This window comes from Pedobacter terrae (assembly GCF_036946585.1).
GTDB lineage: Bacteria > Bacteroidota > Bacteroidia > Sphingobacteriales > Sphingobacteriaceae > Pedobacter > Pedobacter terrae_C.
In genome coordinates this window covers 101,115-113,368 of sequence record NZ_JAQIIV010000008.1, presented here as the reverse complement: position 1 = coordinate 113,368, position 12,254 = coordinate 101,115, and the positions used below count along the sequence as shown (strand labels likewise).

At 37.4% G+C, this 12,254-nt stretch carries 11 protein-coding genes and 1 pseudogene; 8 read left to right on the top strand and 4 right to left on the bottom strand.

Annotation, left to right across the window (positions count from 1 at the left end; genetic code table 11):
* Nucleotides 1-369 precede the first annotated feature (369 nt).
* From PGN18_RS13105 to kdsB, 7 genes and pseudogenes are all read left to right on the top strand, one after another.
* Nucleotides 370-948 carry a PhnA domain-containing protein gene (locus tag PGN18_RS13105; RefSeq protein WP_335319953.1) on the top strand — a complete coding sequence of 193 codons (579 nt, stop codon included), beginning with the start codon at nucleotides 370-372 and terminating at the stop codon, nucleotides 946-948.
* 997 nt (nucleotides 949-1,945) lie between these two features.
* Nucleotides 1,946-3,334 carry an arginine decarboxylase gene (locus PGN18_RS13100; protein WP_090496099.1) on the top strand — a complete coding sequence of 463 codons (1,389 nt, stop codon included), beginning with the start codon at nucleotides 1,946-1,948 and terminating at the stop codon, nucleotides 3,332-3,334.
* Nucleotides 3,335-3,508: 174 nt separating this feature from the next.
* Nucleotides 3,509-4,414: a DUF72 domain-containing protein gene (locus PGN18_RS13095; protein WP_335319952.1), complete on the top strand. Its 906-nt coding sequence runs from the start codon at nucleotides 3,509-3,511 to the stop codon at nucleotides 4,412-4,414.
* A 410-nt stretch (nucleotides 4,415-4,824) separates the two neighbouring features.
* Nucleotides 4,825-5,822 (top strand): annotated as a pseudogene (trpS, locus tag PGN18_RS13090) (tryptophan--tRNA ligase).
* A gap of 63 nt (nucleotides 5,823-5,885) precedes the next feature.
* Nucleotides 5,886-6,500, top strand: a complete 615-nt coding sequence (locus tag PGN18_RS13085) for a deoxynucleoside kinase (protein WP_186828611.1) — start codon at nucleotides 5,886-5,888, stop codon at nucleotides 6,498-6,500.
* A 63-nt stretch (nucleotides 6,501-6,563) separates the two neighbouring features.
* Nucleotides 6,564-6,767, top strand: a complete 204-nt coding sequence (locus PGN18_RS13080; protein WP_335319951.1) for a DUF5808 domain-containing protein — start codon at nucleotides 6,564-6,566, stop codon at nucleotides 6,765-6,767.
* Nucleotides 6,764-7,531 (top strand): 3-deoxy-manno-octulosonate cytidylyltransferase, encoded by a 768-nt coding sequence (gene kdsB / locus PGN18_RS13075; protein WP_335319950.1) that lies wholly within the window; start codon nucleotides 6,764-6,766, stop codon nucleotides 7,529-7,531. Before PGN18_RS13080 ends, kdsB begins: the two co-directional genes overlap by 4 nt.
* A gap of 107 nt (nucleotides 7,532-7,638) precedes the next feature.
* Here the strand turns inward: kdsB and PGN18_RS13070 are convergent, their stop codons facing one another.
* Complete coding sequence (locus tag PGN18_RS13070) at nucleotides 7,639-8,592, bottom strand: bifunctional helix-turn-helix transcriptional regulator/GNAT family N-acetyltransferase (RefSeq protein ID WP_335319949.1); 954 nt, start codon at nucleotides 8,590-8,592, stop codon at nucleotides 7,639-7,641.
* 370 nt (nucleotides 8,593-8,962) lie between these two features.
* Here PGN18_RS13070 and PGN18_RS13065 point away from each other — a divergent pair, with 370 nt between their 5' ends.
* Nucleotides 8,963-9,505, top strand: a complete 543-nt coding sequence (locus PGN18_RS13065; RefSeq protein ID WP_335319948.1) for a hypothetical protein — start codon at nucleotides 8,963-8,965, stop codon at nucleotides 9,503-9,505.
* 300 nt (nucleotides 9,506-9,805) lie between these two features.
* Here the strand turns inward: PGN18_RS13065 and PGN18_RS13060 are convergent, their stop codons facing one another.
* From PGN18_RS13060 to PGN18_RS13050, 3 genes are all read right to left on the bottom strand, one after another.
* Nucleotides 9,806-9,976 carry a lysoplasmalogenase family protein gene (locus PGN18_RS13060; RefSeq protein ID WP_335319947.1) on the bottom strand — a complete coding sequence of 57 codons (171 nt, stop codon included), beginning with the start codon at nucleotides 9,974-9,976 and terminating at the stop codon, nucleotides 9,806-9,808.
* Nucleotides 9,945-10,532, bottom strand: coding sequence for a lysoplasmalogenase (locus PGN18_RS13055; RefSeq protein WP_335319945.1), 588 nt, complete (start codon nucleotides 10,530-10,532; stop codon nucleotides 9,945-9,947). Before PGN18_RS13055 ends, PGN18_RS13060 begins: the two co-directional genes overlap by 32 nt.
* A gap of 379 nt (nucleotides 10,533-10,911) precedes the next feature.
* Nucleotides 10,912-11,919: an LLM class flavin-dependent oxidoreductase gene (locus PGN18_RS13050; protein WP_335319944.1), complete on the bottom strand. Its 1,008-nt coding sequence runs from the start codon at nucleotides 11,917-11,919 to the stop codon at nucleotides 10,912-10,914.
* Between the last annotated feature and the right edge of the window lie 335 nt (nucleotides 11,920-12,254).

Below are 12,254 nucleotides of genomic sequence, written 5' to 3'. Positions count from 1 at the left end.
AAAAAATACACTTTGGATCTCCTCTCCGTGGTTCGTGTTTGCGCGAACTACTTTATTTTTTGCCACGGAAACTCGAAACACACGGAAAATCCATGGAATAGTAGGCACCCGGCTATTCGCAGCAAATAGTGGCACCGGCCCAAATCAATAAACCTGATCGAAACGAACACGAGTGCAACGAGTAAAGTGGAGAGCAGGGCTAACCCAAACCTATAAAAAACAGGAACCTGCTTTCCAAATAATTATCAAATATTATTGTCTATAAACCATAGTCTTTAAATTATAAGCTTGAGATCTGGCAATATTGCCTGCATCACAATACCTGCTTATTCCAATTAGTTTATTATTTTCGCGAAAATTTAAACATCCATGTCATTACTACAAGAATTGCAAACCCGTTCAGGAAATAAATGTGAATTATGCACCGCTGAAAACAGCCTATCTGTTTATGAAGTACCCCCGACCAGCAATGCCAATAGCGATAACAGCATTTTAGTTTGTAAAACCTGTTTGGACCAGATTGAAAAAAGTGAACAGCTTGATGCCAATCACTGGAAAATTTTAACAGAAACCATGTGGTCGGAATTTGCGCCTGTTCAGATAGTGGCCTGGAGGATGTTAAGCCGATTGAGAAATGAAGGTTGGGCTGCAGACAGTCTGGACATTTTATACCTTGACGATGAAACTTTGGAATGGGCTAAAAAAACCGGCGACCATGAACAGGAAGGTACAGTGGAATTTCATCAGGACTGCAATGGAACCCGTTTATTTGAAGGCGATACTGTGGTTTTGGTTAAAACACTTGACGTTAAGGGTTCTACATTGAGTGCTAAGCTGGGTACAGTAGTAAAAAACATCCGTTTGGTACATGATAATACCGAACAGATTGAAGGCAAAGTAGAGGGCCAAACCATTGTGATTTTAACAAAATACCTAAGAAAAGGATAGTTTTGACGTTAATTTGCGTTCTGGTGACGGCACACGTTTAAGCTTGAGCGCGTTTAAAACGCGCGCTTGAATAGCCTAACGATTGCATCGTTACAAATGATAATCATGGTGTTTTGCCACGGAAGCTCAGAACACACGGAAAATTTTTCACATTAGGCGCCTCGCTGTAAAACCCTAAATAGTACTAACACCCTTGCCACCTAAAACCTGATCGGAACGGACACGAGTGAAACGAGTAAAGGGAAGAGCAGGGCCAACCCAAACCTATAAAAAACAGGAACCTGCTTTCCTGATTATGTTTAGATATTTATCTTCTTCAGCCTTTTAAAAATTTACATAGAGCCTTAGCGAGACGCTTAGATCAGATAGGGCTTCTTAAATAGGTCCATAAATAGCAGAACGATTATACTGTTCAACTTATGTTTTTTTCATTAATATTGGAATATTAATTTGCACCATCTGCTTGAACAAAATAATATGGTTTATAAGAGACTGAAATAAATTCAGCCTGACGACCCATTTTAGTGCTGGCGCGCGTTTGAAACGGGCGCTTAAATAGCCTAACGATTGCATCGTTACAAATGATATTCGGCGCTTTGTTCGCATCTTGAATCATGGTGTTTTGCCGCGGAAGTTTAAAACACACGGAAAATTTTCACATTAAAACGCCTCGCTGTAAAACCCTAAATAGTACTACCACCCTTGCCACCTAAACCTGATCGGAACGGACACGAGTGAAACGAGTAAAGTGAAGAGCAGGGCCAACCCAAACCTTTGAAAAACAGGAACCTGCTTTCCCAAATATCAAGCAGAAACAAATCTACTATAATACTGAATTACAGGCAGGTAAGCAAAAAGAATTTACGCATCGTTTTAAAAAACATTTGATATTGAAATTTTGTATTTGATCCAAGCGTTTATTCACCGTAAAAATATTCTGAATACCGTTTAATTCTCAATTTAAAATTACATTTTTGCAAAAATTATTTAAAAGTAAATGCAGAGTTACTCAGAATTTCTCGATCTAAGCGTTGGCTTTCCACAGGAAGGCTTTGACGTAATAGATGATGAATTATATTTTCAGGATTTAAACCTGATGGAAATGATCGAAACTTACGGTACTCCCCTACGTTTCACATACTTACCAATGGTAAGTAAGAAAATTCAGCAGGCGAAGATTCTTTTCCAGACTGCCATTTTAAAGAACAACTATCGCGGCGATTACAAATACTGTTATTGTACAAAAAGCTCGCATTTCAGGCACATTGTTGAAGAAGCCTTAAAGAACAATATTCACCTCGAAACATCTTCTGCTTTTGACATGCCTATGGTTGATGCATTGGAGAAAAAAGGTGCTTTAACTAAAGATACAACCATTATCTGCAACGGATTTAAGACATACCAATACAAACAGTATATCATTGATATGCTGCATGATGGTTACACCAATATTATTCCGGTTTTAGATAATAAAGAGGAATTTAATCTCTTTGATGACGAGGTAGATATTGATACCCCTTGTAACCTGGGGATCCGTATTGCTGCTGAGGAGCAACCAGATTCGCAGTTTTATACTTCGCGTTTAGGCGTACGTATGGAAGATGTAATCGATTTTTATAACAATAAAATTGTACATAACCCTAATTTCAGGGTAAAGCTATTACACTTCTTTATCAATTCGGGTATTACCGATTCGCCTTATTACTGGAACGAATTGGAAAAATACGTGACCCTTTACTGCAAATTCAAAAAAATCAATCCTGATTTAGATACGCTTGATATTGGTGGCGGTATGCCGTTCAAAGATTCGTTGGTTTTCGATTTCGATTACGAGTATATGGTGAACGAAATTGTCAAAAGGATCAAAGAAATCTGCGCCATCCATGAAGTAATGGAACCAGATATTATTACTGAATTTGGTAAATATACCGTTGCCGAGGCTTCTGGTATTTTATATAAGGTCTTAGGCCGTAAACAACAAAACGACCGCGAACGCTGGTTAATGCTGGATGGTTCTTTCATAACCAACCTACCCGATGTTTGGGCTTTAAACCAAAAATATATCTTGCTACCGATTAACAACTGGGATGCAGAATACGAACGTGTTAACTTAGGTGGCATTACCTGCGATGGACAGGATTATTACAACCAGGAAGCGCACATGAACAGTGTATTTATGCCTAAAACCCGTAAAGTACAGTATTTAGGATTCTTCCATACTGGTGCGTACCAGGAGGTGTTGAGCGGTTATGGCGGTATACACCATTGTTTATTACCAAGTCCGAAACATGTGTTAATCCGCAGAAACCGTGACGAGAGTTTCAATTTTGAAGTTTTTGGTGAAGAGCAGAACAGTAAGCAAGTGTTGAAGATCCTGGGTTACTAGGTAAGTTTCCAATTAGCAATTTTCAGTTTTCAGTTTGAGATACGGAAATTATAAACTTTCCACAATAAACTAAAGCAAAGCACAAGTTTCTTATTTTTACAATATATAAATACCTTAGTTGAATGAGCTAAGGTATTTTTTTGGCCTTAGACGTTACACCTAAAACCTTTAAAAATGCAATTCGGGAAAGTAGACGATCCTTCAGTAATAGATTATACCCTTCCGGCAGATGCTCCGGAAACGGTGGCAATTTTAGCCGCAAATAAACCTAAACAATCTTTTAAGGCTTACGTAGGTTGTGCAAAATGGAACAAGGCTGATTTAAAGGGTTTTTACCCAAAAGGAACAAAAGATGAGCTTACTTATTATGCTACTCAATTTAATTCTATTGAGCTTAACGCTACCTTTTATGGGATGCCATCCAGTGAACAGGTGATTACATGGACCCAAAAAACACCTGCAGATTTTAAATTTTTCCCGAAACTGACCAATACCATTAGTCACTTTAAAAGATTAATCAACGTTAAAGAACCTGTGGCCCAGTATTGCGATGCCATTAGTAATTTCGAAGATAAACTGGGCATGGCATTTCTTCAATTGCATGACAATTTCAAACCCAAAGATTTTGAAAGGTTAAAAATTGTGATCAACGAATTTCCAAAGGTAATTCCTCTTGGAGTTGAGGTTAGAAACACAGAATGGTTTAGCAACCCGGCAATTTTGAACGAATTTGCCAAACTGTTTGAAAGTAACGGGATAACGAACATCATTGTTGATACTTCCGGACGCCGAGACATGCTGCATATGCGCCTAACTACACCAACGGCATTTATACGTTTTGTAGGTGCCAATGACGATGAAATCGATAAAAAACGTTTAGATGACTGGATTGAAAGAATTGTGGAATGGAAAGAACAAGGCTTAGAAAACCTATATTTTTTCGTACATCAGAATGTCGAACTCTCCTCTCCGTTATTCTCCGCTTATTTTATTGATAAACTAAACAAAGCGATAGGGACAGATTTAAAAATTCCGGTAATGGCTAACCAAGCGCCACCTAGTTTTCCTAGCTTGTTTTAACAGTATAATTTTAATTACCAGCATATGCTTGCCATAAAAGAGTTTGCAGATGATGTTAGGTATTGGTGGATCTTAAAATGCGATTCTGTCGATCGTATTGCAAAACTATTAAAGCAATTGCTGTGGTTGCTCTAAATTATATTATCCAGAACCGCGCTCTGGTTTTCTTCGATAATAAAAGCAATAAATATCATAGATTTTAGTTTATGGCTAAACAACTACACATAACCATAATGTTGCTTTTAAATTCGGTATTGCTCTGGTCTGGAATAAGATCGATCTGTGGAAATGCGATTTAAAGGCCGAGCTGATAACAAAAGTCTCGAAACGACCGTGCTATTAAAAATCTTGCAATGAAAATTGAGCCGACTTGTGGATTGCTTGCATTTTATTTTTAATTTCGTGCCATTATGAAAGAAACAGTGGTGAGCGGTATCCGCTCAACAGGAAAATTACATTTAGGTAATTATTATGGTGCAGTTAAAAACTTTGTTCAAATGCAGACGACTATAACTGTTACTTTTTTATCGCCGATTTACATTCCTTAACTACACACCCTACGCCAGCCGATTTGCACGGAAACATTAAACATGTTTTAGTTGAATATCTGGCCAGTGGAATTGATCCAGAAAATAGCACCATTTATATACAAAGTGATGTACCTGAAGTTGCAGAGCTATATCTGTACCTGAACATGAACGCTTATATGGGTGAACTGGAACGCAGCACTTCATTTAAAGATAAGGTACGCGCCAATCCCGACAATGTAAACGCGGGTTTATTAACTTACCCTGTACTAATGGCTGCCGATATTTTAATTCACAAAGCGACCAAAGTACCTGTTGGAAAAGATCAGGAACAACATTTAGAAATGGCCCGTACTTTTGGCAATCGTTTCAACAGGTTGTATCATACCGAATATTTCCCTGAACCTTACGCTTTTAGCTACACCGATAAATTGGTTAAAGTACCTGGCTTAGATGGAAAAGGTAAAATGGGAAAATCAGAAGGCGAAGCGAATGCTGTTTACCTTTCTGATGATCCTGAAACGATCCGCAAAAAAGTAATGCGTGCGGTTAGTGATGGTGGCCCAACGGAAGAAAACCAGCCAAAACCCGAACCGATCCAGAATCTCTTTGATTTAATGAAGGTGGTATCAAGTGTAGATACGCATCAACATTTTGACAATCTGTATAATAAAATGCAGATCCGTTACGGCGATTTCAAAAAACAACTGGCGGAAGATATGATTATAGCTACTGCACCGATGCGCGAGCGTATCCAGGACATTGCAAAAGACGATGCTTATTTAAGGCAAGTAGCCAAACATGGTGCACTAAAAGCCCGTGAGAGTGCACAAAAAACCATTAGAGAAATTCGTAGTTTAATCGGGTTTAAAAGTTTTTAATTAATATTGCGATAAGCGTTTGGAGAAACAATGCCTTACGCAAAACGCATAACGAAGGAACATATGCACATAGCAATTGTAGGAAATATTGGTGCCGGTAAAACTACCTTAACAGGTTTGTTGGCCAAGAATTATGGATGGGAAGCTTTATATGAGGCTGTGGACAATAACCCTTATTTGGAAGATTTTTATAGCGACATGAAACGCTGGAGCTTTAATCTTCAGATCTATTTCCTAAACAGCCGTTTTCAGCAGATTACTGATATTGAAGTTAACAAACGCAATGTAATTCAGGACAGAACCATTTATGAGGACGCGCATATTTTTGCAGAAAACCTTCATGACATGGCTTTGATGACTACCCGCGATCATGATAATTACAGGGCTATTTTCGATAATATTACTTCTTTTATTAAACCGCCTGATTTATTGGTTTACCTTCGTGCGTCGGTACCTACCCTGGTTAATAATATCCAACGCCGTGGCCGTGAATATGAAGCTGGGATCCGCATCGATTACCTTTCTAAACTGAATGAAAAATACGAAGCATGGATTAGGGGATATAAACTGGGTAAATTATTGATTTTAGATAAGGACAAGCTAGATTTTACCAATAATCCTGAAGATTTAGGTACGGTAATCCAATCTATAGAGGCAGAAATTAACGGTTTATTTTAAGAATCTATTTTCTTTATTTGGAGTTGAATGAAGAATGCATTGTTTAATTTATTACCAGATAATATGGAAAAAGATTTTCAACATGAAAATCCAGAAAACTGGAAATGGGGTATTTTTTATTTCAACAAAAACGACCATAGGTTAATCGTTCCCAAACGCATCAAAATACTGGGTTGGACACTTAATTTTGCCCATCCCCTTTCCTATATCATTATTGCATTGATGTTTACTTTTGTTTTTTACCAGTTCTATCAGCATAGTATATGAAAGACAAAAATCTAAAAGCGATCGGGATTATTCCTGCGCGCTATGCCTCTACCCGTTTTCCTGGAAAACCCTTGGTTGATATTGCCGGAAAAACGATGATTCAGCGGGTGTATGAACAGGCTTTGAAAGCCAAAAGTTTATCGAAAGTGGTGGTTGCAACCGATGATGAGCGTATTGCACATGAAGTAAAAAGATTTGGTGGCGAATTTGCTTTTACCGCTTCCCATCACCAAAGCGGAACCGATAGATGCGCTGAAGTAATTGAGCAATTGCCTGGTTTTGATATCGTTATTAACATCCAGGGGGATGAGCCTTTTATAGAACCTGCACAAATCGATTTGCTTGCCAGTTGCTTTTCTGAAGAAAAAGTACAATTGGCAACGTTAATCAAATCCATCCAAAGCCAGGAAAGCATCTACAACCCCAATAGCCCAAAAGTGGTTATTGATGTAAATGGCCGTGCCATGTATTTTAGCCGTAGCCCAATTCCTTTCGTCAGAAATGGCGAACCGGGTGTATGGGCAGAAAAGCATCAGTTTTACAAACACATTGGCATTTATGGTTATCGTACAGCAGCTTTAAAAGCCATAACCCAACTACCACCCTCTTCATTAGAAACTGCCGAAAGCCTGGAGCAGCTTCGGTGGATTGAAAATGGATTTTATATCCAGACAAAAATAACTGATTTAGAAACAGTTGCCATAGACACACCAGAGGACTTATTGAAATTGAATAAGCTATTGAAAGCTTTGAAAGCGGAATGAGTTTATCAATTCCGTCATGCTGAATTTATTTCATCATCTTTCCTGCAAAATAGACCCCTGAAATGAATCCGATAACTATCGAATCATGGGTGACGTATTGAGTGCAACTAACTTAAGGAAAGTTCCATCTGAATATTACATCTCGCGTAGGGTGTAGGCTTACCTGCTACTTTTTGGAAGCCCAGTTTATGGTAAAGGTTGATGGCTGGCTTTAAAATGGTATTGCTTTCTAAATAGATTTTAGATGCACCTAATGATCTTGCTTTATCAATAATTGCATTTGCAAGTATAAAGCCTATATTTTTTCCCTGCGCTTTTGGCGATACCGCCATTTTAGCCAGCTCAAAATCATATTCGCCATCATTTATCTTAATAAGCGCACAAACGCCAAGCGGTTCGCCATCATATTGTGCCACTAATATAAAACCTCCTTTATCTAAAATATAACCTTGCGGATCATCCAATGCTTTATAGTCAGATTCTTCCATTTTAAAATATCTCGAAATCCATTCTACATTTAATGATCTGAATACTTCCTGGTATTCCGGTTTGTAAGCTACAATTTCAACTTTTGCACCATCGCGTTGTTTTTTCTTTTCCATAACCCTTCTCAACAAACTTTTTTGTTCCAATAAAAATTCCCACTCTCCTATTGCTTCCCAAAGTTTATGCTGCGCTTGCGCCGAAATCTCTTCAATGGCGGCGTTTACATCGATAAGCTGGTCTTTTAATTCTGCTGAAATTTTCATTCCTTTTTTAGAAAGGCTTATTACATTTCTGCGTCCATCGGCTTTGTCTTTACTTTCCTTAACATAGCCTTTTTTCAGCATCTCGCTAATGATTTTACTAACTGAAGGGTGAGAATGGCCAATAGCTTTAGCTATTTCGGTAATCGTTTTTTCCCGCTCTTGCGTAAGTGTATAAAATACCGGAAACCATTTGGGCTGCATATCGATATGATACAATTTATAAATCTGTGCAGCATCTTCGGTTACTTTATCAGTCAACATTCTCAGCCTGCTTCCTATCGCTACTTTACCAATCTCTTCAAAAAATTCCATAAAATAATAAGTTACGTAATCAGTTACGCAAATATAATCATATTATTAATTCAATCAAACCGCATTAACTCATGTGGTGTATTTGTAAATACATGAAAAATAAAATGCGATCATTTTAATATATATTGCTTCTCATAGGGTGATCCATGCCTTTGACTAAGGCTAGTATCCTAAATTGGCAGCCTTGGATTTGAACTGGTGTAAACGCTTTGTGTTATAGGGGTTATAATGGCGTTCAAAATAAGGTTACAAATAGGCCACCCGGTGATTACTTCGCTTTGCAACTATGGTTACTGTAGGTCATTCATTCTAAATACAAGAATGATTAAATTAGAAATGTGAACTAAACTTAAAATTTGTAGTTTTGGATATGAGAAATACCCCGCTCTTGATTCCCATCTGTTTATTAGTGTTAGTAGCCTGCAATTCGAAAGGTAAAAAGGATAGCAATGCGATCGAGTTTAAAAATGTCAACCAAAGTGTAGCCAAATCATTTTCTGATTTAAAAACACTAGACACTTTTAAAATAGAACTTACCGGTAGAAAGCCAGAGGAAATGGTATTAAATTTCACGATCAAAAACGCTGGTGGAAAAGAAATTTACCACATGAAAATCAAAGGAACTGAATTGTTGGATAGCACAGATCCAAATATTGATCTTTCAAAAAAGAAAGACCAGATTATTTTCTTAAAAACCATTGCCGACGATTTTTTTAGCGATGAAAATTTTCTTGAACCGGCCGTAATGCCGGAAGATAAAGCCGATAGCTATGTTCCTGATAAGACACTTTATGAGGAATTGAAAAAAACAGGTTTAAACGGCTTCAAATATCGCCTGGGTAAAGAAAACAACATTTATATTGCGTGGAGCGAAAAGGAGAAAAAGGTAAAGGTTTACTATAATTGTTGCTAGCTTATAAAGCTAAGAAATGAAAAGATCTTTATTTATTGCAAATCGATCAAGAGAAAGTTCATTAAATTTCGATAAAAAGTGTTTGGCCGTAAATTTATCGAAAAAAAAATATCAAACAGTCCAACATTGTTTTTTTATAAAAATCCATTTATGGTTAAAAATGTGGAGGCAAAAGCAAGTACGAGTTGGGTTGGAAAATAAAAAAACTATCACCCTCTGTCATTGCCTATCCTAAAATAGTCAACTATATCAAAGGATAATTACTGCCTTAAAAGTTCTTTTATAATTGAAACCAATTCATTAAACCTCTGTTCTAGTAACCACTAATTGTCGGGAAATTGTTCCATATACCATCAAATACTGAGCGATCATATACGTTGCAATAATGATAGCCCCGCTTTGTGGAATAGGTTGAGCAAACTTGTTAACAGCCAAAATGCTATCGGAAAGCAAAAAAAAACAATGCCCCATAAAAAATGAGTTTAAAGCTGAAAATATTCACTTTACCATATCGATTAAAGGCCATTATAACCATAACCGTAACAATAATAGCATACATTAAAACGGGGAATTGCATAGGCCCCAGTTTAGGCTGTAGGTAGAAAAACAATCCTGAACAAAAAATGGCGAAGGCTCCTACAACCCATAAAAAATAGGGCGTTTTGTGATTAGGATTTGATTTATGATCAAGTGTAAAGGCCCTGATATAAAAAATATGGCAAACTACAAATGCGATTAATCCATAGATAAAAAAAAACATTTTATCGTTTTGAAAAATCAGCAGAATATCCCCAATCCATGCAAAAATTAATCCTGTAAAAATTCGTTTGTGAAAACGTCCCTTCAAATTTGTGCCAACATAAAGCCATACCAGAAGTACCACTACGATTAATGGCTTCGCAAAATTTCGTAGTTGGATATTATTAACATATTCAGCATACAACTGAATTATAAATACGAGAAAAAATATTAAAGAAAATAATTTAGTCTTCATTAGTGCCAAGATTTGCCTTTTAATTAAAGCCAAATTACGGATATTAACTGAATAGCTACAAAAATTACTGGGCACCCAATCGGGCAATGTCGAAAACAGCGATAATAAATTACCGCAAAGCGACATAAAGTACTGAATCAATTTAGATACTTTCTGTTCTAACCGAGTTCCACAGGTGGTTAACACCATCTCTGTAAGGCTAACAAGTATGGCATATTTCCACTAAAAAAAAGGTATGGAATGCTATACATTTCACTTCCCCATCATACTTACAGCCAAATGCAGGATCAAATCGGGAGATACACAAAGTAAGCGCCCAGAAACTACCGCTATCAAGATTTCCGTAGGCTTTCATATGGCATTGCCCAGCAATCTTTTATGGGTACCTAAAAAAACAACATTATAATCTACCTTACGCTTTAAATAACCCTGCAAAAATTTCATTCGAACGCAATTTTGCCTCATGGTCGTAAATATGAGAGGTACTCATTATCTCGTTTACGCCAAATTTTGCAACAAAAGCTACTAAATTTTCTTTAATGGTTTTGGCGCTGCCAATAAACGAGTAGTACAACATCTGTTCGACTGCTTCTTTTTCCATACGGTCCCAGTACTTATTGATATTATCAACAGCTGGCTTGAGCATTTCTCTTTTACCCGTTATAACCCCTAGGAACATTCGTTTTACAGAACTTGATAAATGTTCCGCCTCTTCATCAGTATCTGCAGCAACTACATTTACACAAGCCATTACATAAGGCTCGCGCAAAAATTCAGACGGTTTAAAGTTATTTCTATAAATCGAAATTGCCTGTTCGAAATAAGTTGGGGCAAAATGACTGGCAAACGCATACGGAAGTCCTTTTTCTGCGGCTAAACGTGCACTATCGGTACTCGAACCCAAGATCCAGATCGGTATGTTCAACCCCTCCCCCGGAATGGCCCTCACGCTTGCCTTGGCATTATTGGCAGAAAAAAATTGCTGTAATTTTTCAATATCTCTGGGAAAACTGTGAACGGCATTAAAATTCTCGCCGCGGATGGACATTGCAGTAACCTGATCAGTTCCAGGTGCTCTGCCCAAACCCAGATCAATGCGGTTAGGATAAAGCGAAGCTAATGTCCCAAATTGTTCTGCTACAATTAAGGGAGCGTGGTTTGGCAGCATGATACCTCCAGAACCTATGCGTATTTTACTGGTGTTACCAGCTATATAACCAATAAGCACAACTGGTGCCGAACTGGCCACACCGGCCATATTATGGTGTTCGGCAAACCAGTAACGTGTATAGCCCAAATTTTCAGACTGTATAGCCAAATCTAAGCTTGCTTTAAAGGTATCTAAAGCAGTGGAACCATCTAAAACGGTTGCCAGATCGAGAACGGAATAAGGTATATTTTTCAATAAGTGATCAGCCATAAATTAAGGGGATAAACTGTAGTGCAAAAATATCTTTAATAAAACCAAGTACGACTCAAACTCAACACATATGACGTTCAGCCAACATACTCTATCAACTGTACAACAAAGTTGCTAACAAAACTGAAAAAACTTAATCAGACAGCATTAAATACAGCAATGTATGAGTTTGTCTATTCCGGTAACAAAAAAGATGCGCATACGCTCTTAATTTGATTAAACTTGTTATATTGATTAGCAAATCAATTAATGGCTGTGAATGCCTTATGGCAGAATATTTGGAATATTTATGGATTGTAACCGATGGCCGCATCAAGTAAATTTAATTGATACAG

Excerpts from the sequence above, each read along its gene's own strand:
- PGN18_RS13105 (WP_335319953.1), top strand. The coding sequence starts at position 370 with ATGTCATTACTACAAGAATTGCAAACCCGTTCAGGAAATAAATGTGAA.
- PGN18_RS13100 (WP_090496099.1), top strand. The coding sequence starts at position 1,946 with ATGCAGAGTTACTCAGAATTTCTCGATCTAAGCGTTGGCTTTCCACAG.
- PGN18_RS13070 (WP_335319949.1), bottom strand. The coding sequence starts at position 8,592 with ATGGAATTTTTTGAAGAGATTGGTAAAGTAGCGATAGGAAGCAGGCTG.
- PGN18_RS13060 (WP_335319947.1), bottom strand. The coding sequence starts at position 9,976 with ATGGGGCATTGTTTTTTTTTGCTTTCCGATAGCATTTTGGCTGTTAAC.
- PGN18_RS13065 (WP_335319948.1), top strand. The coding sequence starts at position 8,963 with ATGAGAAATACCCCGCTCTTGATTCCCATCTGTTTATTAGTGTTAGTA.
- PGN18_RS13050 (WP_335319944.1), bottom strand. The coding sequence starts at position 11,919 with ATGGCTGATCACTTATTGAAAAATATACCTTATTCCGTTCTCGATCTG.
- kdsB (WP_335319950.1), top strand. The coding sequence starts at position 6,764 with ATGAAAGACAAAAATCTAAAAGCGATCGGGATTATTCCTGCGCGCTAT.
- PGN18_RS13095 (WP_335319952.1), top strand. The coding sequence starts at position 3,509 with ATGCAATTCGGGAAAGTAGACGATCCTTCAGTAATAGATTATACCCTT.
- PGN18_RS13080 (WP_335319951.1), top strand. The coding sequence starts at position 6,564 with ATGGAAAAAGATTTTCAACATGAAAATCCAGAAAACTGGAAATGGGGT.
- PGN18_RS13085 (WP_186828611.1), top strand. The coding sequence starts at position 5,886 with ATGCACATAGCAATTGTAGGAAATATTGGTGCCGGTAAAACTACCTTA.